This window comes from Actinophytocola sp. KF-1 (genome assembly GCF_054661535.1).
Map to the genome: position 1 here is coordinate 492,852 of NZ_BAAFVK010000003.1, position 21,742 is coordinate 514,593.

The window sequence follows — 21,742 nt, forward strand, 5'->3', positions numbered from 1 at the left end:
TGACCGATGACACGATCGGGCACACCCCGAACGAGAGTCCCACTCGTGCGCCCGGGGGTCCCCCGATGTCCACGCTACCGGCGAGCACCGACAGTTCCGGGGCCGTCGAGCCCCGGCGGGCCCGCCCGCGGCGCCGACGTCGCGGGCGGGTGCTCGTCGCCGCCGTACTCGTGGTGGCGGCGGGCGGTGCGGCGGCGTTCGTGCTGCTCGGCAGGCCGCAGGCGAGCACAGCCGAGGACGGTGCCGCCGACCTGCCGCCCGGCCGCGCCACGGTGACCCGCCAGACCCTGCGCGACAGCCACACCGCCGACGGCGAACTGGGCTACGGCACCGACACCACCGCGGTGAGCCGCCTGGCCGGCACGCTCACCGCGGTGCCCGACAGCGGCACCGTCGTGGCGCGGGGCAAACCGCTGTACACAGTGGACGGCGCGCCGGTGGTGCTGATGCACGGGGCGATGCCCGCCTACCGGCCGCTGTCGGCGGGCGCCGAGGGCCCGGACGTGCGGCAGCTGGAGGAGAACCTCGCCGCGCTCGGCCACACCGGGTTCACCGTGGACGAGGAGTTCACCGCGTCGACCGCCGACGCCGTCGAGCGGTGGCAGGCCGGTCTCGGGCTCGAGGAGACCGGCGTGGTCGAGCTCGGGCGGGTGGTGTTCGCGCCCGGCGACGTGCGGGTCGACAGCGTCGCGGCGGGCGCGGGCCGGCCGGTCCGGCCCGGCGACACCGTGCTGACCTACTCCGGGACGGCGAAGGCGGTGACCGTCGAGCTGGCGGCCGCCGACCAGCGGGTGGCGGTCAAGGGCGCGGCGGTGGAGATCACGCTGCCCGACGGCACCACCACCGCCGGGAAGGTCGCGCGGGTGTCCACGGTGATCGAGCCGGCGGCCGCCCCGGGCCAGGAGCCGGCCACGAAGGTCGAGGTGGTCGTGGCGCTCACCGACCAGAAGGCGGCCGCGGCCTACGCGCTCGCGTCGGTGGACGTCACGTTCACCGCCGAGGAACGCGCGGACGTGCTGGCCGTGCCGGTGGCCGCGCTGCTCGCGCTGCGCGAGGGCGGCTACGGCGTCGAGGTCGTCGAAGGCAACCGCAGCCGGTACGTGCCGGTCGAGACCGGCCTGTTCGCCGACGGGCTGGTGGAGATCTCCGGCGCCGGGATCGAGGAGGGCATGACCGTGGGGATGGCGAAGTGATCGTGCTCGACGACGTCACCAGGGTGTACGCCGACGTGGTCGCGCTCGGCGGGGTGTCCCTGCGGATCCACCGCGGTGAGCTGGTCGCGATCGTCGGCCCGTCCGGCTCCGGCAAGTCGACCGTGCTCAACGTGCTGGGCACGCTCGACCGGCCGTCGTCCGGCCGGGTGTCGATCGACGGGCACGACGTGTCCCGGCTGTCCGACGCCCAGCTGTCGGCGCTGCGCGCGAGCCGCATCGGGTTCGTGTTCCAGCAGTTCCACCTCGCCGCGGGCGTGCCGGCGCTGGACAACGTCGCCGACGGGCTGCTGTACACCGGGATGCGCGCGGGCGAGCGGCGCCGCCGGGCCACGGTCGCGCTGGAGCGGGTCGGGCTCGGCCACCGCATGGACCACGAGCCGCACGAGCTGTCCGGCGGCGAACGCCAGCGGGTGGCGATCGCGCGGGCCGTCGCGGGCGAACCGCCGCTGCTGCTGGCCGACGAGCCGACCGGTGCGCTCGACTCCGCGTCCGGCGCGGGCGTGATGGCACTGATGCGAGACCTGCACGCGGCGGGCACCACGGTCGTCATCATCACGCACGACCGGGACATCGCCGCGTCGCTGCCCCGCCAGGTGTCGATGCGCGACGGCCGGATCGTCGCGGACCGGGTGGGGGTGCCCGCATGACGACGCTCAAACCGGCACGCATGTGGCCCCGCGACGTGGTCAAGGTCGGCGCGGTCGGCCTGCGGACCCGGCCGCTGCGAGCGTTCCTGTCCGCGCTCGGCATCGCGATCGGGATCGCCGCGATGGTGTCGGTGGTCGGGATCTCCTCCTCCAGCCGTGCGGAACTGGACCGGACGCTCGCCGCGCTGGGCACCAACCTGCTGACCGTGTCGCCCGGTTCGACGTTCACCGGCGCGGCGGCGCGGCTCCCGGACACGGCCGAGGCGATGGTGCGGCGGATCGGTCCCGTCGAGTCGGTGTCGGCCGTCGGGCGGATCGGGCACGCGAAGGTGTACCGCACCGACCGGATCCCCGAGGAGCGGACCAACGGCATCGCCACCTACGCCGCCCGCACCGACCTGCCCGCCACCACCGGCGTGCGGCTGCGCAGCGGAACCTGGCTCAACGAGGCGACGAACCGCTACCCGGCGACCGTGCTCGGCGCCGCCGCGGCGGAACGGCTCGGGATCGGTCACCTCGGCGCGGACACCCGGGTGCTGGTCGGCGGCCGCTGGTTCACCGTGATCGGCGTCCTGGCGCCCGCGCCCCTCGCGCCGGAGCTGGACGACGCCGCACTGGTCGGCTGGCCGGTCGCCGAGACCGCCCTCGGTTTCGACGGCCGCCCCACCATGATCTACACCCGCTCGGCGGAGTCCTCGGTCGAGTCGGTGAGCGGCGTCCTCGGCGCCACCGCCAACCCGGAGGCACCCAACGAGGTCGAGGTGTCCCGCCCGTCGGACGCGCTCGTCGCGCAACAGGCCGCCGACGAGGCGTTCACCGGGCTGCTGCTCGGCCTCGGCGCGGTGGCGCTGCTCGTCGGCGGCGTCGGCGTGGCGAACACGATGGTGATCTCCGTGCTCGAACGCCGCGCGGAGATCGGGCTGCGCCGCGCGCTCGGCGCCACCCGCGGACAGGTGCGCACCCAGTTCCTGGCGGAGTCGCTGCTGCTGTCCGCACTGGGCGGCACCGGCGGCGCGGCACTGGGCGCGGCCGTCACCGCGGTCTACGCGGCCTACCGCGCCTGGCCGACGGTCATTCCACTGTGGGCGGTCGCGGGCGGCGCGGCGGCCACGCTGGTGATCGGCGGGCTCGCCGGCCTGTACCCCGCGGTCCGCGCCGCGCGCCTCTCCCCCACCGAGGCACTCGCCACACCGTGACGCCGGGCTGGTCGGCCCCGACCGCACCGCGCCGGTGCTCCCGTCGAGATCCGGTCTTCGCCGACCGGTGGAAGCGCGAGCACCGGCGGCCGACCAGCGATCGCGGGCACCTGTCCGGCAGGGCATCGAGACAACGCGCACCTCATCGGCCCGAGTTACTTCGAGTACCGGCAGGTGGTCGCGTACGAGTACGTCATGAATCCCGGCGGCACTTTTCCGATCGGCAGCCACGCCCAGCTCTGCTTGCTGAGGTTCACGGGTGGCTGGAAAGTCGACCGGTCCCGGGCGGGTGGACGCCGACACCCGGAGGGGTCCAACCGCTGATCCTCGCGCAGGCCCCCGACGGCAGCCTCGTCGACGACTCCGATCCCCTGCATCCCCTCGGTCAACCGTACGACGGATACCTCCTGACCGATGGCAGCTTGATGCTGGACGACAACGCGCTCGGACAAATGCCGCGGTCGCTTCACCACACGGGGTCTCGCCCTGTTGGCGAATGCGCTGAACCTCTAGCCGAGTAACTCCTCCGTCTGGGGAGTCGGTAGCCCTGGCTGTGAGGCGGGCCTTGCTGGGATCTGTTCCGGGGCACGCTGGTAGCGGTGATTCGGCCCCGGTCGAGTGCGGCCGCTCGAGGAAGACCGCGAACCGCTCCGAGCTGGGAGGGTGGTCGGTCTTCGTGAACACCGGCACACCGGCCTTCGTCACGCGGTCCCAGCACATCAACTGTCGGGAACGACGGCGGCACCGGCGTTCGGGGTCAGTCGTCGAGCAGGCGCCACGTGGTGAGGGCGAGTCGCGCCCGCGTCAGGCCTGCGGGGTCGGTCAGCTCGATGCCCAGCGCCTGCCCGATCTGCTCGAGGCGGCGGGCGACGCTCGTGTGGTGCAGGTGCAGCAGGTCCGCCGCGCGGCGCAGTGATCCGGTCGCGCAGTAGGCGTCGAGGGTGTCGACGTCGGTCCCGGCCAGCCGGGCGACCGCGGCCACGTCGGCGTTGTCGCGGGCGGTCTCGCGGGGCACGTGTGCCAGCAACGCCAGGGCGCCCAGCCGTTCGTACTCCACGACCGGCTGCCGCGCGGTGGCGAACCGCAACGCGGTGCGGGCCTCCTGCCACGACCGGTCGGGGCTCGCCGCGACGCCGATCCCCGCCAGCACGCCGGCCGGGAACCGCGCGGGGTCCATCGTGGTGGCGAGGATGACGCCGACGTCGGCGAGCGGCGCCGCCTTCACCGGGCGGCCGGGGCAGACCAGGCCGCCGACCCGGTCCAGCGGCACGTCCGACCGCACGGCCGCGACCCGGATCGGCAGGTCGGCGGCGAACCCGAGGAGCCGCAGCGCGCGGTTGCGGCCCGCCTCGTCGCTGTCGCAGCTGATCGCCAGTTCCACCAGCGCGGGGTCGGCCATCGTGGTGCGGGCCGGGCCGTAGCGCTCGACGACCGCGGCCGCCGCGATGGCGAGCCGGTCCAGCACCACCTCGTCGAGCGGGCCCGGCTCCCCCGGCCGTTCCAGCCACGCGGTGCCGATCTCCTCGTCGTCGAGCGTGATCGGCACGGTGAGGGACGGCGTGCCCGGCGGGCCCGCCTCCGTGCCGTGCGGCGAGTAGCGGACGACGCGTCCCGTGCCGTGCAGCCGGATGCCCGCGACGCACTCGGCGAGGCCGGCCGACGACCGGGCGAGCGCGGGCAGGTCCACGCGCCTGCGCATGAGCGTGTCGTAGAACATCACCACCCGCAGCGCACCCTCGACGTGCGTGTCCAGCTGCGACAACCGCTCGGCCAGTGCCTCCATGTCCGCAGGATAGCGACGATCGGTGCGTGCGCCGGCCGGGATGCGCGACGCGTGGCGGACGACCTCGGGCGTGGCGCCCTCCAGGATGGTCGGCATGGATCCCGAACTCGAAGCGTTCATCCCGCTGTTCCCGAAGGCCGACCTGACCGACCCGGTCAGCTCGCGCGCCAAGTTCGCCGAGCTGGCCGTCTCCGTGCCCGCCCCGGACGTGTCGCGCATGTCGGTCGAGGACCGCACGGTGCCCGCCGACCCCGCGGTGCCGGTGCGGATCTACCGGCCGCACGAGGCGCACGGCGCGATCGTCTGGCTGCACGGCGGCGGCTTCGTCATGGGCAACCTCGACACCGAGCACCCGTGGGCCGCCCGGCTCGCGGACCTGTCGGGCGCGGTGGTCATCTCGGTCGCCTACCGCCTGGCGCCGGAACACCCGTTCCCCGCGCCGTTCGACGACGCCTACGCGGTGCTGACCTGGGCAGCCGAGCACGCCGCCGAGCTGGGTGTCGACCAGGACCGGATCGCGGTCGGCGGGCACAGCGCGGGCGGCGGGCTCGCGGCCGCGCTCGCGTTGCGGGCACGCGACGAGCAGGGCCCGCGGATCTGCTTCCAGCTGCTCAACCAGCCGGGCCTCGACGACCGCCAGGAGTCGTGGTCGGCGCGGACCTTCACCGACACGCCGTGGATGAACCGCGACAAGGTCGCCGCCGCGTGGCGGCACTACCTCGGCGGCGCGGCCGCCACGCCGTACGCGGCGCCGTCCCGGGCCGAGGACCTGTCCGGCCTGCCGCCCGCCTACGTCGCCACCGCGGAGCTCTGCCCGAACCGCGACGAGGACATCGAGTACGCGACGCGCCTGCTGCGCGCGGGTGTCCCGGTCGAGCTGCACCAGTGGGCAGGCACGTTCCACGGGTCGCAGGCCATCGTGTCCGCCGAGGTGTCCCAGCGGCAGCTCGCCGAGCTGGGCGCGGCGCTGCGCCGCGGGCTGGCCGGGTGAGGCGGCCGTGCTGACATCCGCGCTGGCAGCCGTCCACCGCGCCGGGGTGCCCGGCGTGGCCGCCGAGGTGCGTGCCGGGGACGAGGTGTGGCGTGGCGCCGCCGGGGTCGCCGACCTCGAGACCGGCCGCCCCATGACGCCCGACATGCGGCTGCGCGTCGGCAGCATCACCAAGACGTTCGTCTGCGCCGCGGTCCTGCGGCAGGTCGAGCAGGGGCAGATCGACCTCGACGCGCCCGTCCGCCGGTACCTGCCCGAGCTGGTGCCGGACGAGGCGGTGACCGTGCGCATGCTGATGAACCACACCACCGGGTTCGTGGAGTACCTCCCGTACGCGTTCCCGTCGCTGCGCGGGCTCCCCGGCGGCCAGGTCTCGGCGGCGAGCATCGACCAGAACCGGTTCCGCCGGTTCGACCCGCTGGAGCTGATCGGGATGGGGCTCGCCGCGCCCGCCGCGAGCGAGCCGGGCAGTCTCCCCGGCACCTACTCGAACACGAACTACCTGCTCATCGGGCAGCTGCTGGCGAAGGTCACCGGCGCGACGGCCGAGGAGTACGTCACCAGGGACGTCATCGAGCGGGCCGGGCTGAAGCACACCTGGTTCCCGGACGGGCCGGAGATCGGCCAGCCGCGGCCCCGGATGTACGAGGCGCTGTTCGGGCTGATCGACCCGCCGCACGACTACAGCGTCTACGACATGTCGTGGGTCGGGCCCGCCGCGTCGCTCGTGTCGACGCTCGCCGACCTCAACCGGTTCACCGGGCTCCTGTTCGCCGGGGAGGTCGTGACCCCGGCGTCGCTCGCGCAGATGCGGCGGACCGTCCCCGTGATCAGCCAGGTCGGGCAGAAGATCGACTACGGCCTCGGCCTGCAGCGGTCCACGCTGCCCGACGGCCGGACCGTGTGGGTCAGCGACGGCACGGTGTGGGGCGCCTGCGCCACGGCGATGGTCAGCGAGGACGGCTCGCGCAGGCTGGCGGCCGCGTTGAACCTCGTCCGGTGGCGCACGCCGAGCCCCATCGACGACGCGCTCCCCGCCCTCCACGTGACCGCGATGAGCGCCGATGGCTGACACCGCCGGGCTGCTCCGCCCGCACCTGGGGGGTTTCGCGGCCGTGGTCGTGCTGCGGGTGATCGGCGCCGTCGCGGGGCTGGCGCCGCTCATCGCGGTGGTCGAGCTGGGCCGGGTGCTGCTCGCGCCCGGCCCGGCCGACCACGACCGCGTCTGGTTCGCCGTCGGCGCGGGCGCCGCGGGCCTGTTCGTGCGGCTGCTGTTCACCACCGCGTCGTCCGGCGTCGGGCACCTGCTCGACGACCGGGTGCAGCTGTCGTTCCGCCGCGAGCTGGCCGCGCGGCTCGCGCGCGTGCCGATCGGCTGGTTCTCCCGGCGGCGCACCGGTGAGCTCGCGAAGGTCGTCGGCGACGACGTGAGCGCCGTGCACCCGTTCATCGCGCACTCCCCCGGCGAACTGTCCGCCGCGTTCGTGGTGCCCCTGGTGTCGCTCGCCTACCTGTTCACCGTCGACTGGCGGCTCACGCTGATCACGCTCGTGCCGGTGGCGCTGGCCGTCGCCGCGGTGCCCGTGATGACGCGCCCGGCCCGGCTGCGCGAACAGGAGGAGTTCGACGCGGCCATGGGCCGGATCGCCGACTCGGTCGTCGAGTTCGTGCAGGGCATCGCGGTGGTCAAGGCGTTCGGCGGCACCGGCAAGGCACACCGCGGGTTCCGCACGGCCGTCGACGACTTCGTGCGCACCTTCTACCGGTGGGTCACCGGCCTCGCGCCGGTCGCGGCGGCGATGCAGCTCGCGCTGTCGCCCCCGTTCGTGCTGCTCGTCGTGCTGATCGGCGGCGCGGCCCGCATCACGGGCGGTGGCATGGCCCCCGCCGACCTGCTGCCGTTCCTGCTGCTCGGGCTCGGCCTGACCGCGCCGGTCGCCGCGCTCGGCCACGGGTTCGACGACCTGCAGGCGGCGCGGCGCGCGGTCGGCCGGATCCGCGAGGTCCTCGGCGTGCCGCCGCTGCCGGAGCCGGAGCACCCGGTCACGCCGGTCGGCCACCGGGTGGAGCTGCGGGACGTCCGGTTCGGTTACGAGGACGGGCACGAGGTGCTGCGCGGCGTCGACATGGTGCTCGAACCCGGCACGGTCACCGCGGTCGTCGGCCCGTCGGGCAGCGGGAAGTCCACACTGGTCCGGTTGCTGCCGCGGTTCTTCGACCCGGCGCACGGGTCGGTGACCATCGGCGGCGCCGACCTGCGCTCGGTGGGCAGCGCGCGGCTGCACCGGCTGGTCTCGTTCGTGTTCCAGGACGTGCGCCTGCTGCGCGCGTCGGTCGCCGACAACATCGCGCTGGCCGTGCCGCACGCCGGGCACGACGACGTGGTCCGCGCGGCCCGGCTCGCGCACGTCCACGACCGGATCCTCGAGCTGCCACACGGCTACGACACGGTCATCGGCGACGACATCACCCTGTCGGGCGGCGAGGCGCAGCGGATCGCCCTCGCACGCGCACTGCTCGCCGACACCCCGGTCCTGGTGCTCGACGAGGCGACCGCGTTCGCCGACCCACCGACCGAGCACGCCGTGCGCGCGGCACTCGCGACGCTCGCGGGCGAGCGGACGATCCTCGTCATCGCGCACCGCCTGACGACGGTCGCCGCCGCGGACACCGTCGTGGTGCTGGCCGACGGCGTGGTCGTCGAGCGCGGCACGCCCGCCGAACTGCTGGACCAGGACGGGACGTTCGCCGCGTTCTGGCGAACCCACGCGGAAGGCGCGATGTCGTGATCCGGACGTTGCTGCGGGTGCTGGGCACCGAGTACGCCCCGCCGGTGCGCCGCGCCATGGCGCTGATGACGGCGACCGCGGTCGCCGAGGGGCTGTCGTACGCGCTGCTCGTGCCGGTGCTGCGAGCGCTGTTCGGTGACACGCCGGGTGCCGCCTGGCCGCCGCTGATCGCGTTCGGCGCCGCGGTCGCCGGGTACGCGGCGCCGCGCTACCTGGCCGACCTGGCGGGGTTCCGCGCCGGGACGACGTTGCTGCACGGCATGTTCCACCGGTTCGGCGACCACCTCGCGCGGCTGCCCATCGGGTGGTTCAGCCCAGCCCGCGTCGGGGAGCTGTCCGTGCTGGCGGGCAGCGGTGTCCTGCGGGCGATGGGCGTGATCGCGCACCTGCTGGCCCCGTTCATCGCCGCGAGCGTGACGCCGTTGACGATCGTCGCCGTCATGCTGGCCCACAACTGGCAGCTGGGTCTCGCCGCGCTCGCGGCCGCGCCGGTGGTGGCCGCGATCCAGGTGTGGACGGGCCGGTCGATGGCCGCGGCCGACGCGGACCGCGCCGCCCGCGACCACGAGGCGACCGGCCGGGTGATCGAGTACCTGCAGGCCCAGCCCGTGCTGCGGGCAGGCGGGCGGAGCACGGAACGGTTCCGGTTGCTCGACGACGCGCTGCGCGAGCTGCGGCGCGCGTCGCGCCGGACCGTCGTGTCGGCGCTGCCGGGCGCGGTGGGGTTGGCGTTCGTGGTGCAGGCCGTGTTCACCGGGCTGCTGGTGCTGGGCGCGTACCTGGCGCTGGGCGGACGGATCGGCGGCGCCGAGGTCGTCGCGATCCTGGTGCTGGCGGCCCGCTGCGCGGACCCGTTGCTGTCGCTGACCGACATCGGCGGCAAGCTGCGCGGCGCCCGCGCGGAACTCGCCAGGCTGGACGCCGTGCTGCGCACGGAACCGCTGCCCGCGCCCGCGTCACCCGAGCGGCCGTCGCGGCACGACCTGGAGTTCGACGCGGTCGCCTTCCGGGCGCTCGCGGACGTGTCGCTGACCGTGCGGGACGGACAGCGGCTGGCCGTGGTGGGCCCGTCGGGTGCGGGCAAGACCACGTTGCTGCGGTTGGTGGCGCGGTTCCACGACGTGTCGTCGGGTGCCGTCCGCGTCGGCGGCGTGGACGTGCGTGCCATGGACCCCGAGGAGCTGATGGCGAGGATCGCGTTCGTGTTCCAGGACGTGTACCTGTTCGACGGGACCATCGAGGAGAACGTCCGCCTCGGCCGCCCGGACGCCGACGACGCGGCGGTGCGTGCGGCGGCGACGGCGGCCCGGCTGGACGAGGTGGTCGCGCGCCTGCCGGACGGCTGGTCCACGAACGTCGGCGAGGGCGGCGCGCTGCTCTCGGGTGGCGAGCGCCAGCGCGTGTCGATCGCGCGGGCACTGCTGAAGGACGCGCCGATCGTGTTGCTGGACGAGGTCACCTCCGCCCTCGACCCGGCGAACGAGGCCGCGGTGCACGAGGGCGTCGAACGCCTGGCGGCGGGCAGGACGGTCGTGGTCGTGGCGCACCGGCTGCACACCGTCCAGCGGGCGGACCGGATCGCCTTCCTCGAGCACGGCCGGATCGTGGAGGAGGGCACCCACGACGAGCTGCTGCGCCTCGGCGGCCGCTACGCCGACTTCTGGTCCCTCAGCCCGGCCCCTGGTCGTCCACAGTAGACTCCGCGGCGTCCTCGGCGGCCTGGTACAGACCGGGTCCGGTGATCACCAGGTCGTCGAGGAACGCCGACACCGCGGTGTGCGCGCCGTGGATCAGCTCGTCGGTGTGGTCGAAGTCGAACGGGGAGACGCGGACGTACTCCGGGCCGGGCAGGTACACGACCGGCACGTCGCGGGCGGCGACCGGCGCCTCGAGGCGGGCCTGGACCCGCATGGTGACGATGGCCGTGAACAGCAGCGCCTCCGCCAGGGTGGCCGGGGCGCCGGGGATCCGGCCGGGGAACGTCGCGTCCAGCACCACGAGGGACCGGGCGCCCATCGCCAGCGCCTGGATCAGCGGGACGTTCGCGACCACCCCGCCGTCGTAGAGCTGCCTGCCGCCGACCTCGACGGCCGGGTAGATGCCGGGGATCGCGGCGCTGGCGAGCAGGGCGGGAGCGAGGGGGCCGTCGCGGACCACGTGCGCGGCCGCGGTCGTCACGTCCATGGTCACCGCGCCGAACGGCACCGCGAGGTCGGCGAAGGTGGCGTCCCGGGGCAGGTGGGCGTCGATCACCGCGTGCAGGCCGGTGTTGGGGAACAGGTGGGTCCGCCCGCGCCGCAGCGTCCTGGCCTGCGAGAGCGGTCCGCCGGGGAACACGGCGCGGCGTGTCATGGCCGACCACACCGGGGTGAGCCGGTCGACGGCGTCGGCGGGGTCGAGCGCCACGAGCGCGCCGTTGAGCGCACCGACGGACGTGCCGACGACCAGGTCCGCGACGATCCCACGCTCGGTGAGCGCGCGCAGCATCCCGACCTGGGCGGCGCCGAGGCTGCCGCCCCCGCCCAGCACGAACCCGACCGGCCGCGGCAGGTCGTCGACCACGCTCATGGGCGTTGAATCTACGGCCGGGCAGGCGCGGGCTCATCTCAATCACTGATTGAATCGGTGCTTGAGGTGTGTTGTGCTGGACCGGTGACCGAACTGACCGAGGCGTCGACGCGGGCCAGGCTCCTCGCGGCCGCCGAGCAGGAACTGCTGGCCACCGGCTACGACCGGCTGTCGGTGCGGGCGGTGAACGCGGCGGCGGGCATGAACCCGGCCGCGGTGCACTACCACTTCGGGTCGAAGGAGGCGCTGGTCGCGACGCTGCTGCAGGAACGGCTCGGCCCGCTGTGGCAGCCGCGGCTCGCCGAGCTGACCGGCACGCCGTCGGTGGCGGAGCTGGTCGACGCGGTCATCGGTCCGCTGACCGGGCTGGCGGCGGACCCGGTGGGCCGCATGCGGCTGCACCTGCTGGCCCGGTTCGTGCTCGGCCGCCGGGCGCCGGCGTTCACGGACCGGTGGTTCGCGCTGCCGCCGTGGGTCGAGCTGCTCCGCGCGGCGCGGCCGGACCTGACCGCGCGGGAGGCGCGGCGGCGGTGGGCCATGGCGTTCACGCTCGTCCTGCACCACTACGGCGACCCGCTCGCCGACGTGCCGGGCGAGCCGTCGCCGCCCGGCTCGTTGCGCGCGTTCGTGCTCGCGGGCCTGGACGGCCCGTGATGGCGCCCGACCCGTTCGCCCCGGCGCGGCTCGGCCCGGTGACGCTGCCGAACCGGATCGTCAAGTCGGCGACGTTCGAGGGCGTGACCCCGGACGCCCTGGTCACCGACGCGTTGATCGACTTCCACCGCGCGCACGCCCGCGGCGGCGTCGGCATGACGACGGTGGCGTACCTCGCGGTGTCGCCAGAGGGCCGCACGCACCGGCGGCAGATCTGGCTGCGCGAGGAGGCGGTCCCGGGGCTGCGCAGGCTCACCGACGCCGTCCACGCGGAGGGCGCCGCGGTCGCCGCGCAGATCGGCCACGCGGGCCCGGTGGCGAACGCCGCCTCGAACCGCGCCGCGGCGATCGCCCCGGGAAAAGCACTGTCCCCACTGGGTTTCCGCATGACGAAGGCGGCGACGGAAGCGGACCTGACCCGTGTCGTCGAAGCACACGCGAACGCGGCCCGCCTGGCGGCCGAGTCCGGCTTCGACGCCGTGGAGGTCCACTGTGGACACAACTACCTGGTCAGCGCGTTCCTGAGCCCCCGCCTCAACCACCGCGACGACGCGTACGGCGGCGGCCTCGCGAACCGCGCCCGCCTGGCACTGGCCGTCACCCGAGCCGTCCGCGACGCGGTCGGCGACCGCATGGCGATCACCGCGAAACTCAACATGGACGACGGCGTGCGCGGTGGGCTGCGGGTGGAGGAGAGCCTGCGGGTGGCGTCGTGGCTGGCACGCGACGGCAGCGTGGACGCACTCGAACTGACCGCGGGCAGTTCCCTGCTCAACCCCATGTACCTGTTCACCGGCGACGCCCCGGTCCGCGAGTTCGCCGCGGCGTTCCCGGCCCCGCTGCGGTGGGGTCTGCGGTTGGCGGGGCGCACGTTCCTGCGCGCATACCCGTTCCGGGAGGCGTACCTGCTGGATCGGGCCCGCCTGTTCCGCGGGGAACTGTCGTTGCCGCTCATCCTGCTGGGCGGCATCACCCGCCGGGAGACGATCGACACCGCCATGGAGGAGGGGTTCGCGTTCGTCGCCATGGCGAGGGCGCTGCTCCGCGAACCCGACCTGCCACGCCGCCTCGCCGCCGCACCCGGCACCCCGTCCCTCTGCACCCACTGCAACAAGTGCGTGCCCACCATCTACAGCGGGACCCGCTGCGTGCTCACGGACCCACAGCACCCGGGCCATGCCCGAGGTGTGGGGTAATCCACAACGGGGTGGCGGCGGGCGCCGCGGCGAGACGTGGTCGACCGCGCGACACGGGCGCAGACCTGCGCTGACCCGCTCGACATCGGTCTTCCCTGATTACGAACCCGGAAATCACTTCAGGAACTTCAAAGTGTCGAACTTCCCCGGCAATTTGCATTGTTCAAGGTGCTCGACAAAGGTTGTGACCAGTAACCACCTCATTGCCGGTTGACCCGGCGAGAGGCGGTCGGTACGCAGGAACTATCGGGGTGTGTGCGGGCGTGGGAGGTGGCGTTGGCGCGCGAACTTTTCTCGATCACGAGACCTCGCCGTCGTGGCGGGAGACAGTAGGCATGGAGGTCGAGGCGGACTGGCTGCTCAAGGACGCGGACGTCAACGTCGCGCTCGGCGCGGAAGTGCGGTCGGCGCGCGAAGCGGCCGGGCTCACGCGGCCGGAACTCGTGGCACAACTGCCGTTCAAAACCACGGTGCCCACGCTGTTGAACTGGGAACTCGGCCACCGGGCCATTTCCTATGCGCGGCTCGTGGAACTGAGCAGGACGCTCAACTGCTCGGGCCATGAACTGTTGCGCCGCGCGATCGAGCGCGTCGACGCGATCCAGTCACTGCTGGTCGAGCTTGATCTCCGCCCACTTCTCGAGAACCAGGATCCCCAATTCGGGATGCTGAAGACGTGGGCGGAGAACAAACTCCGCGCCAAGAGCGACGAAGGGACACGTGTCACGGTCCATCACTCGGTCGTCCGGGAATGGGCGATCCTGCTCGGGATGCGCCTGGACGACCTGGTGGACCACTTGACGGCAACGGCTTCCCTTCGTCAGGTCAGTGGACGTTGAACCACGTCGACCTGTGCTTGGCACCGCTGGGCGAGGACGCCGTGCGGACAGTCCCGGCATCCCGCGGATCGCAGACGGAGGTACCGGCCGACGTCGCGGATCCGTACAGCGCGCCGGTCATCCCGTGGACGTTGAACCACGCGGACCTGTGTTCGGCGCTCTGCGGACCGCGGTCGCAGAAAACGGTGGCCGGGGCGGACGCGTGCTCGATGCGCGCGTCCGGCGATGTCGCGAATCCGTACGAGACGGCGGCTGTCACAGCGAGCCCGCCCACGTAGGCGGCAACCAGCCTCACAGCCTGGTCGCTCCTTTCCGGTGTCGATGCGACACCCCCGTGGGCATCGCGTGGCGAGCCGGGGTCACCGGCTGGGGGTGCCGATCTTGGACCATCCTCTGGGTGAGGTCAACGCGGTGAATCACCGATCTACGCGATTCGACAAACTCCCTGCCAGGGTCCGTGTCCGGTCGACGCTGGTCACGCCGCCGGGACGTCCTGACCCACATGCACGACAACTCCGTCAGCAACAAACCAGATCCACCCGATCGAGTACCGATATCGCAGACCGTGACGGCTTGCCCGGGACCCTTCCCCGGTTCGAGGGTCACATCGTGCGATGGCGGAACGTCCGCTCTGCACGCAGTGGGCAACCGGACTCAAGCCGGGAAAGGCGCCGTTCAGGCGGCATGGGCGCCGCCGTGTCGCGGCACCTCGGTGGCCGAGCGTTATGTGAACGTCACCCTCGGCGACTATAAGGAAAAGTGGGCGAATCGCGGACGGGGGACACATGACCGAGCGGGATGCGGGCGCGACCCGCAACGTCGTCTCCGGCCAGTTGACCGGGCAGGCGGTGCAGGCCAGTTCGATCGACCAGGTGCACTTCCACGCCGCCGCGCCGCGGGGCGGGAGCCGTCAGTTCGACGTCCCCGAGCAACTTCCCATGCGCCCGCGCCGGTTCGTCGCCCGCGACGAGGAGCTGGCGACCTTGCGACGCTGGCGCGCCGAGCAGGCGGACGGGCCGCTGGTCGTCGTGCTGACCGGGACGGGAGGCGTGGGCAAGTCGGCCCTCGCGCTCCGGTGGTTGCACGAGATCAGCGCCGACCTGCAGGACGGCACGCTGTTCGTCGAGCTGGGTGGCGACAGCGCCGAACCGGTCTCCCCCGGCCAGGCGCTGCAGTGGTTCCTGGAGTCGTTGGGCGTGCCCGGCAAGCGCATCCCGGCCGAGCCGGCGCAGCGGGCCGCGCTGTTCCGGTCGGTCACCGCCGACCGGCGGCTCGCGGTGTGCCTCGACAACGCGGTCTCCGCGGCACAGGTCCGCGCGCTGCTGCCTGCCGGAGCAGGCACGGTCGTCGTCGCGACGAGCCGGTCGCGGCTGTCCGGCCTGGCGCTCGACGGCGCGCACTTCCTCGAGGTCGCCCCGCTGCCCGACACCGACGCGCTGACCGTGCTCGAGGAGCTGGTCGGCCGGGAACGGGTCGCCGGGGACGTCCCCGCCGCGCGCCGGATCGTGGCGCTGTGCGCGGGCTTACCCCTGGCCGTGTCCATCGTCGGGGCACGGCTCGCGGCACGGCCACGGCGCAGGCTCGACGACGAGGCCCGGTCACTCGCCGACGACCGGCACCGGCTGGCCGTCACCGTGACCGGCGACCGGTCGGTCGGCGCGGTGTTCACCTCGTCGTACCTCGAACTCGACGACCGCGCTCGGCAGGTCTACCGGGCGTGCGCCGCCCATCCCGGCCGCGAGTTCACCGCGGCGCCCGTCGCCGCCGCGCTCGCGTGGGACGCCACGGCGACCGGGGACGTGCTCGCGGCGCTCATGGACGTCAACCTCCTCGTCGAGGTCGACGACGAGCGCTACGCCTACCACGACCTGGTGCGCGCCCACGCCAGGCACTGCGGCGAGACCGAGGAGGGCGTGGCGGAGACGACCGCCAGGACCCGGCGGATGGCGGACTGGTACCTGAGGCACACCGTCGCCGCGGACACGGTGATCCACCCGTTGCGCCCGCGTGTGGGTCCGCTCTACCAGGGCGACCACCCTCGGGTGTTCACCGGCGAACAGGCCGCCATGTCCTGGCTGGAGCGGGAACGGGCCAACCTCCGGTCGGTCGTCGAACAGTCCTGGACCCACGGGTGGGACGACATCGCATGGCAGATGTGCGAGGCGCTGTGGGGCCTCTTCCTGCACACCCGGCGGTACGGGGACTGGATCGACATCCAGCGCACCGGGATCGCCAGCGCGCAGCGGTGCGGCGACCAGCGCGCCGAGGCCCGGCTCCGTTCGCAACTGGGTTTCGCCTACGCCAAGGTCGAGCGCTTCGCCGACGCGGTCCGGGAGAACACGACGGCGCTGGAGATCGCCGACGCGGTCGGTGACAAGCAGGCCAGGGCGACCGCGCTGTCCCAGCTGGGGCGCGTGGCACGCGGTACCGGCGACCTCACCGGCGCGCTGGACTACTTCCGCCGGGCACGGGCCGCGCACGAGGAGCTCGGCCGCCCGGCCGGGATCGCGCTGAACCAGCGGCGCATCGGTGACGTGCTGACGCGGATGGGGGAACTGGACGCCGCCGTGATCGAGCTGCGGACCGCGGCGGACACCATGGCGGCGCTGGGCAACAAGACCCAGCACGCCCGCAGCCTCCAGTTCCTCGGCGTTGCCCACCGGCTCGCGGGCCGGCTCGAACTCGCCGTCGCCGTGCTGCGTGAGGCGTGGGCGGCGATCCGCGACCTCGACTCGCCCTACTACCAGGCCGAGGTGCTCGCCCAACTGGGCGAGGTGGCGGAACAAGGCGGGGACCGCCCTGCCGCCACCGACGCCTACCGGCAGGCGGGAGACCTCTACGCCGCCGTCGAGGATCCCCGCGCCGACCTCATGCGGTCCCGCGTCACGTCGCTGACGACGCCCTGACCGCACGGGCCAGCACCGCGCGGTACCGCGCCACGACGGCGGGCAGCACCGCGGCCCAGTCCCCCGTGCCCCACGTCACCGGCCCCCGCACGAGCACGTCGGCCACCTCGCACCACCGCGCCGAGGCGACCGCCACGTCGACGAGCAGCCCGTCCCCGCGGTCGTCCCCGGCGGTCCACGCGAACGCGACCACGCCGGGCGCGAGGCACCTGTGGGTGACCACCACCGCCCCGGTCGCCATCCCGCTCACCGCCACTCTTCCGGTCGTGGCAACGGAACGGGCGACGCGTGCGCGGGCCACGGCGGTGGGTCGATGCCGAGCAACCGGTACATGACCGCGCGCAGTTCCCGTGCCGCGCGGCCCGGTCTGCTGGAGATCGCGGCACGCATCGCCGCCTGGCAGGTGACCGCGCGGTCGAGCTGGGGCAGCAACGGCCGGTCGTGCTCGAGGAGGGGCGCCCGCTCGGCCAGGCTCGCGGCGATGCTGCCTGGCCGCAGCACGCCGTGCGGCACCGTCGCGAGGCAGACGCGGCGCCCGATCGCCGCCGCGTAGGCGGTCGTCGAGCCGTGGTCCCCGATCACGACGTCGGACGCGACCATCACGGCACGCCACCCCTCGTCGGGTGGCACGACCGAGATCCCGTCGTGCCGGGTCGCCGCGAGCCACGAGCGGACCTGCCACCGGCCGTGTGCCGCGAACACCGCGGGGTGCACGACCGCGAACACGCGCGTGCGGGTGTTCCCCGGCCCGAGTTCGTCGAGGAGCCGACCGTAGAGCTCGGGGTGGGCGCCGACGGTCGAGTCGGTCGACCACGTCGAGCTCACCGTCACGAGGGTCTGGTCGGCCGCGATGCCCAGGGCCGCGCGGTACTGGTCCCGCAGCGGGAGGCTCGCGGTCATGCGGTCGAGGCAGATGTCGCCCGCGACGACCGCGACGGGTGCCGCCTCGGGGCACGTGTCGCGCAGCACGGCGAGCTCCGCGTCATGGCTCAGCGCCAGCGCACTGGGCACCAGGCGGCCGCGGTGGGTGAGCAGTTCCCGGTCCAGGCCGGTGGTCGGTCGTGTCGCGCCACCGCTCTTGCGGCTGAAGCGCCGTGAGCGCGTGGCGCCCGCCCCGTGGGGCAGGACGAGGACACGCCCGTGCACCTGGTCGAGGTGGCGGTGGCTCGCCGCCAGCACGAGGTCCCACTCGTGCTGGACCGCCTGCTGCCACGGGATCGCGAGGATCCCGGTGCCGCGCACGAACTCGTCCAGCCCGTGCCACGCCTGCCCCGCGTGCGGGACGGTGACGGCCAGCTGGAGCCGGAAGTCGGCCTCCAGCAACGGAACCAGGTCGAGCAGCCGGGTTCCCGCCGCCATGGTCGGAACCATCAGCAGCACGGTGCGGAATCCCGTGCGGGTTATTCGGGTGCCGGCGTCGAGACCGACAGGACCGCGCACCCAACCGCCTTCACATCCCGTCCAGGACATCCTCGTCTCCCCTCGCCGGGCACCGGCGGAAGGTGTCCGCCCCGAGGCCGCTCCCCGTGTCGCACCGGCGGGACCAAGCGTGCGACGGGGATTTGGCAATGGAATGTCACTGATCTGGCAAGGACCTGTCATGTCTTTCTGACGTGCGCGAACCGGCTTCGACGGCTCGGCGGGGACTTTCCGCGGCCCACCCCCGGTCCGGCCGTGGATCAATCGAGCGCCGCACGAATTTCAGGGCGCTGTCACGCGTCATTCAGACCGCTTTCGGCCAGGTAACGAGTCGGCCACAGGTTCTCTTTACCGAAGGCCGGTACGTACTATCCAGTGGGGGAGAACTCCTCTTCCGGACGTCATTTCGACGCACCCAGCTTCGGGGGTGAAAGCTGGTGGACACAGGCTTTGGCATCCTGGGTTCAACGGAGATATTCATAGCGGGGGACACGGTCGGCGGCTGGGGCCGCCGACGGGAGAAAGCCCTCCTGGCAGCACTTCTCACCCGCCCGGACACCCCGTTCTCCGCCCGGGAGCTCGCCGACTGGCTGTGGGGCGCCGACAACCTCCCGCAACGTCCGGCCGCGGCCCTGTCCACGAACGTGTCGCGGCTGCGCAAGGCACTCGACCACCTGCCCGTGGACGCGGATCTGCTGGGCACCAACGGCACCTATCGCGTCGTGGTGGCACGGGAGTCGATCGACTACCACGTATTCCGCGAGCTGATGGGTGCGGCGCGGGAACGGTCCCGGCGCGGCGACCACCGTGCCGCGGGCGACATCTCGGCACGCGCGCTGAGCCTGTGGCGCGGCGAGCCGCTGGCCGACCTGGCATCCGAACGTGCAAATGCGTGGCGCGTCCGCATCGTGCAGAACGAGTGGCTGCCCGCGAATATATTCTTGATCGAAAATCGGCTCCGCGATCATTCCCACGACGACGCCATCTCCATTTTGGACGAACTGCAGGGAAAACATCCGCAGGAAATCAGACTGGTTGCGTTGCGGATGTCGGCGCTGCACGGCCTCGGCCGCGGTGACGAGGCGACGGACCTCTACCTCGCCACCGCGCGGCGGCTGCGCGCCGACGGGGACGACCACGCGGCGCTGTACCTGCGCAGGCACCAGGACAGCCTCGCCGCCACACTGAGCAGGCCTGCGGGCGGTGCTCACACCACCGACGGCGCCGGGGTGCTGACCACACCACCGCGCCTGCTCCCGCCCGCGATCTCCGGGTTCGTGGGCCGGGCCGACCAGTTGCGGGACCTCGACACCGCGGCCTCGGCCGCCGACGGCGACCACGGGATCCGCGGTGTCGTCGCGGTGGACGGCATGGCCGGGGTCGGCAAGACGGCCCTCGTTCTCCACTGGGGTCACCAGGCGCGGGACCGCTTCCCCGGCGGCACGCTCTACGCCAACCTCGACGGCTTCTCCGACCGCGACCCCATCGGCCCCGGCACCGTGGTCGACGACTTCCTCATCGCCCTGGAACACCCACCGGGACCCGACAGCAGCCCGCGGCACCGGCAGGTGCAGCTCGGCAAGCTCCTGTCCGGGCGGCGAACGCTCGTCGTCCTCGACAACGCCCGCAACACCGACCACATCCGGGACCTGCTGCCCGTGCTCGCGAACACCTTCCTCGTGGTGACCAGCCGCCAGCACCTGACCGCCCTCACCACGCTGACGGGGGCGCGGCGCGTCCACGTGGAACCGATGGACCCCGCGGAGTCGTCCGCGTTGCTCACCCGGCACAGCGGGCTCGGCACGCTCGACGAACGCACCGCCACCCGCGCACACGACCTGTGCGCGGGCCTGCCGCTGGTCCTCCACCTGCTCGCCGACCACCTCGCCCAGAACAGCGACCGGGCCCCGGCGGCCGTGCTCGACCAGCTCAACCGGTACCGGCTGATCACCACGCTCGGGGACACCGGCGACGGGACGATCAACGCGTCCGCGCTCTTCCGCCAGTCCTACCTCGCGCTCCCGCCACCGGAACGGCGGCTCATGCGGCTCCTCCCGGTGTGTCCCGGGCCCGACTTCAGCGCGTCCGCCTGTGCCGCGTGCGACGGCCGGACACCCGACGACACCGCCCGCAGCCTGGCGATCCTCGTCGGGGCGCACCTCCTCGAAGGTCCCGACCACAGCGACCGCTACCACTTCCACGACCTGCTGGCGGAGTTCGCCGCCCACTGCCTCGTCACCGACGAGACGGAGATCGCGAGGCGGGACGCCGAACGCCGCGTCCTGACCTTCTACCTGCGCAGTGCCGACCTGGCGGCGGGCATCCTCTACCCCGGCCTGCCGACGCCGCCGCCGCTCCCCGGCGCCGACACGGACCCACCGCCCGCGCCGATCGCCGACCGTGAGCAGGCGCGCCGCTGGTTCGACCAGGAGCGCACGGCGCTCGTCCTCGCCGTCGCCATGGCCACCGACCACGGTCACCACCAGCTCGCCTGGCACCTCGCCGATCCCGTCGCCACCGACTTCGGCCGGTGCGGGTACCTGCACGACAGCCGGGCCGTCCGCGAGCACGCGGTCGTCGCGGCCCGCGCCGACGGGCACGCGATCGCCGAGGCGTCCGCGCTCGTCGGCCTCGGCATGGACTGCATGCTCGAAGCCGACCACCAGCGGGCCCGCGACTGTTTCACGACCGCGTTGCGACTGGTCGAGGAGCACCACCACGAACGTGGCCAGGCCACCGTCCTGCACCAGCTCGGCAGGCTCGAGGCGCTGCAGGACAACCACAGCGCCGCCATCGACCTGTTGCGCCGCAGCCTGGCGATCGCGACCCGCACCGGTGACGCCGAACTGCAGTCCTGGACCGACTGCCGCATCGGAGAACTGCTCCGCGCGCTCGACCAGCCCGACGCCGCCGTCGTCCACCTGCACCGCGCCGCGGCGCTCGCCCAGACCATCGACGAACGGTCCGCCCACGCGAGCAGCCTCACCGGGCTCGCGGGCATCTTCCTCGACCGAGGCGACCTCGGCGCCGCCACCGCCCACTGCGCGCAGGCCCTCGCGCTCGCCGAGTCGGTGCCCGATCCCGGTGTCGTCGCCACGATCCTCCTCGCGATGGCCGACATCGCGCTGACGGCACGCAACGCCGCCGCGGCCGTCACGCACGCCGAACGCGCTCTGCGGCTCTGCGAACGGACCCACAACGTGGCGACCGAGGCCAGGGCGCACCACAAGCTCGCGACCGTCCTGTGCGCGGAAGGCAGCGTCGACGACGCGCTCCCCCACTGGCAGACCGCCGCGCGCCTCTACCGCCGCACCGGCAACCACCACCGCGCGGACCACGTGCAGCACACGGCCGCCACGTACGCGACGTCGGCAGCCCGCCTTCCCACCACGCGCCCGGCGGAACCACCGGACGCGGGCCCGCGCCACGACACCAGCGCCGACAAACCGCCACCCGGCCACCGGGCCGGCGACCCGACCGGCTCGACGGCCCGCGGCGTCCGCTGACCACGCCTGCCGAGCGAGCCCGGCACGGCGAGTC

The 21,742-nt window shown here is 73.5% G+C and carries 17 protein-coding genes; 12 read left to right on the plus strand and 5 right to left on the minus strand.

The features are described 5' to 3' along the window. Window positions 1-65 precede the first annotated feature (65 nt). The 3 genes from ACYQ77_RS12050 to ACYQ77_RS12060 are packed head-to-tail and all read left to right on the plus strand — an operon-like array spanning window position 66 to window position 3,057. The gene (locus ACYQ77_RS12050; RefSeq protein WP_459710378.1) at window positions 66-1,193 is read left to right on the plus strand and encodes a peptidoglycan-binding protein; all 1,128 of its coding nucleotides are present in this window, start codon (window positions 66-68) and stop codon (window positions 1,191-1,193) included. After that, complete coding sequence (locus ACYQ77_RS12055) at window positions 1,190-1,861, plus strand: ABC transporter ATP-binding protein (RefSeq protein ID WP_459710380.1); 672 nt, start codon at window positions 1,190-1,192, stop codon at window positions 1,859-1,861. Before ACYQ77_RS12050 ends, ACYQ77_RS12055 begins: the two co-directional genes overlap by 4 nt. Further along, the gene (locus tag ACYQ77_RS12060) at window positions 1,858-3,057 is read left to right on the plus strand and encodes an ABC transporter permease (protein ID WP_459710381.1); all 1,200 of its coding nucleotides are present in this window, start codon (window positions 1,858-1,860) and stop codon (window positions 3,055-3,057) included. The genes ACYQ77_RS12055 and ACYQ77_RS12060 overlap by 4 nt, the downstream gene beginning before the upstream one ends. 757 nt (window positions 3,058-3,814) lie before the next feature. Here ACYQ77_RS12060 and ACYQ77_RS12065 read toward each other — a convergent pair. Continuing rightward, window positions 3,815-4,936, minus strand: a complete 1,122-nt coding sequence (locus ACYQ77_RS12065; RefSeq protein ID WP_459710383.1) for a PucR family transcriptional regulator — start codon at window positions 4,934-4,936, stop codon at window positions 3,815-3,817. Here ACYQ77_RS12065 and ACYQ77_RS12070 point away from each other — a divergent pair. From ACYQ77_RS12070 to ACYQ77_RS12085, 4 genes are read left to right on the plus strand one after another with little or no spacing between them, the layout of a single operon-like run. Beyond that, a complete protein-coding gene (locus tag ACYQ77_RS12070) occupies window positions 4,935-5,831 on the plus strand; it encodes an alpha/beta hydrolase (RefSeq protein WP_459710385.1) in 897 nt (298 codons plus the stop codon). The two genes, ACYQ77_RS12065 and ACYQ77_RS12070, sit on opposite strands and share 2 nt — an antisense overlap. Window positions 5,832-5,838: 7 nt before the next feature. Then, on the plus strand, window positions 5,839-6,903 hold the full coding sequence (locus tag ACYQ77_RS12075) for a serine hydrolase domain-containing protein (RefSeq protein WP_459710387.1): 1,065 nt from the start codon (window positions 5,839-5,841) through the stop codon (window positions 6,901-6,903). Then, window positions 6,896-8,620, plus strand: a complete 1,725-nt coding sequence (locus tag ACYQ77_RS12080; RefSeq protein ID WP_459710389.1) for an ABC transporter ATP-binding protein — start codon at window positions 6,896-6,898, stop codon at window positions 8,618-8,620. Before ACYQ77_RS12075 ends, ACYQ77_RS12080 begins: the two co-directional genes overlap by 8 nt. Further along, the gene (locus ACYQ77_RS12085; protein ID WP_459710390.1) at window positions 8,617-10,317 is read left to right on the plus strand and encodes an ABC transporter ATP-binding protein; all 1,701 of its coding nucleotides are present in this window, start codon (window positions 8,617-8,619) and stop codon (window positions 10,315-10,317) included. The genes ACYQ77_RS12080 and ACYQ77_RS12085 overlap by 4 nt, the downstream gene beginning before the upstream one ends. Here the strand turns inward: ACYQ77_RS12085 and ACYQ77_RS12090 are convergent. After that, window positions 10,289-11,188, minus strand: coding sequence for a patatin-like phospholipase family protein (locus ACYQ77_RS12090; RefSeq protein WP_459710392.1), 900 nt, complete (start codon window positions 11,186-11,188; stop codon window positions 10,289-10,291). The two genes, ACYQ77_RS12085 and ACYQ77_RS12090, sit on opposite strands and share 29 nt — an antisense overlap. Window positions 11,189-11,272: 84 nt before the next feature. Between ACYQ77_RS12090 and ACYQ77_RS12095 the strand changes: the two genes are divergently transcribed. From ACYQ77_RS12095 to ACYQ77_RS12105, 3 genes are all read left to right on the plus strand, one after another. Further along, window positions 11,273-11,842: a TetR/AcrR family transcriptional regulator gene (locus tag ACYQ77_RS12095; RefSeq protein ID WP_459710393.1), complete on the plus strand. Its 570-nt coding sequence runs from the start codon at window positions 11,273-11,275 to the stop codon at window positions 11,840-11,842. Further along, a complete protein-coding gene (locus ACYQ77_RS12100) occupies window positions 11,842-13,038 on the plus strand; it encodes an NADH:flavin oxidoreductase (protein WP_459710766.1) in 1,197 nt (398 codons plus the stop codon). Before ACYQ77_RS12095 ends, ACYQ77_RS12100 begins: the two co-directional genes overlap by 1 nt. Before the next feature lie 335 nt (window positions 13,039-13,373). Next, complete coding sequence (locus tag ACYQ77_RS12105) at window positions 13,374-13,877, plus strand: helix-turn-helix domain-containing protein (protein WP_459710395.1); 504 nt, start codon at window positions 13,374-13,376, stop codon at window positions 13,875-13,877. On the opposite strand, the gene ACYQ77_RS12110 is transcribed toward ACYQ77_RS12105, so the two are convergent. Further along, window positions 13,864-14,172, minus strand: coding sequence for a hypothetical protein (locus tag ACYQ77_RS12110; protein ID WP_459710397.1), 309 nt, complete (start codon window positions 14,170-14,172; stop codon window positions 13,864-13,866). The genes ACYQ77_RS12105 and ACYQ77_RS12110 overlap by 14 nt on opposite strands. Window positions 14,173-14,662: 490 nt before the next feature. Here ACYQ77_RS12110 and ACYQ77_RS12115 point away from each other — a divergent pair, with 490 nt between their 5' ends. After that, window positions 14,663-16,783 (plus strand): tetratricopeptide repeat protein, encoded by a 2,121-nt coding sequence (locus tag ACYQ77_RS12115; protein ID WP_459710399.1) that lies wholly within the window; start codon window positions 14,663-14,665, stop codon window positions 16,781-16,783. Here the strand turns inward: ACYQ77_RS12115 and ACYQ77_RS12120 are convergent. Both ACYQ77_RS12120 and ACYQ77_RS12125 read right to left on the minus strand, forming a co-directional pair. Then, window positions 16,761-17,024: a hypothetical protein gene (locus tag ACYQ77_RS12120; RefSeq protein WP_459710401.1), complete on the minus strand. Its 264-nt coding sequence runs from the start codon at window positions 17,022-17,024 to the stop codon at window positions 16,761-16,763. The two genes, ACYQ77_RS12115 and ACYQ77_RS12120, sit on opposite strands and share 23 nt — an antisense overlap. Window positions 17,025-17,029: 5 nt before the next feature. Beyond that, window positions 17,030-18,154 (minus strand): hypothetical protein, encoded by a 1,125-nt coding sequence (locus ACYQ77_RS12125; protein WP_459710403.1) that lies wholly within the window; start codon window positions 18,152-18,154, stop codon window positions 17,030-17,032. Between the two features lie 485 nt (window positions 18,155-18,639). Between ACYQ77_RS12125 and ACYQ77_RS12130 the strand changes: the two genes are divergently transcribed. Next, window positions 18,640-21,708, plus strand: coding sequence for an AfsR/SARP family transcriptional regulator (locus tag ACYQ77_RS12130; RefSeq protein ID WP_459710404.1), 3,069 nt, complete (start codon window positions 18,640-18,642; stop codon window positions 21,706-21,708). Window positions 21,709-21,742: the final 34 nt, after the last annotated feature.

Excerpts from the sequence above, each read along its gene's own strand:
- ACYQ77_RS12050 (WP_459710378.1), top strand. The coding sequence starts at position 66 with ATGTCCACGCTACCGGCGAGCACCGACAGTTCCGGGGCCGTCGAGCCC.
- ACYQ77_RS12060 (WP_459710381.1), top strand. The coding sequence starts at position 1,858 with ATGACGACGCTCAAACCGGCACGCATGTGGCCCCGCGACGTGGTCAAG.
- ACYQ77_RS12070 (WP_459710385.1), top strand. The coding sequence starts at position 4,935 with ATGGATCCCGAACTCGAAGCGTTCATCCCGCTGTTCCCGAAGGCCGAC.
- ACYQ77_RS12065 (WP_459710383.1), bottom strand. The coding sequence starts at position 4,936 with ATGCCGACCATCCTGGAGGGCGCCACGCCCGAGGTCGTCCGCCACGCG.
- ACYQ77_RS12080 (WP_459710389.1), top strand. The coding sequence starts at position 6,896 with ATGGCTGACACCGCCGGGCTGCTCCGCCCGCACCTGGGGGGTTTCGCG.
- ACYQ77_RS12090 (WP_459710392.1), bottom strand. The coding sequence starts at position 11,188 with ATGAGCGTGGTCGACGACCTGCCGCGGCCGGTCGGGTTCGTGCTGGGC.
- ACYQ77_RS12100 (WP_459710766.1), top strand. The coding sequence starts at position 11,842 with ATGGCGCCCGACCCGTTCGCCCCGGCGCGGCTCGGCCCGGTGACGCTG.
- ACYQ77_RS12105 (WP_459710395.1), top strand. The coding sequence starts at position 13,374 with ATGGAGGTCGAGGCGGACTGGCTGCTCAAGGACGCGGACGTCAACGTC.
- ACYQ77_RS12115 (WP_459710399.1), top strand. The coding sequence starts at position 14,663 with ATGACCGAGCGGGATGCGGGCGCGACCCGCAACGTCGTCTCCGGCCAG.
- ACYQ77_RS12120 (WP_459710401.1), bottom strand. The coding sequence starts at position 17,024 with ATGGCGACCGGGGCGGTGGTGGTCACCCACAGGTGCCTCGCGCCCGGC.
- ACYQ77_RS12125 (WP_459710403.1), bottom strand. The coding sequence starts at position 18,154 with ATGGTTCCGACCATGGCGGCGGGAACCCGGCTGCTCGACCTGGTTCCG.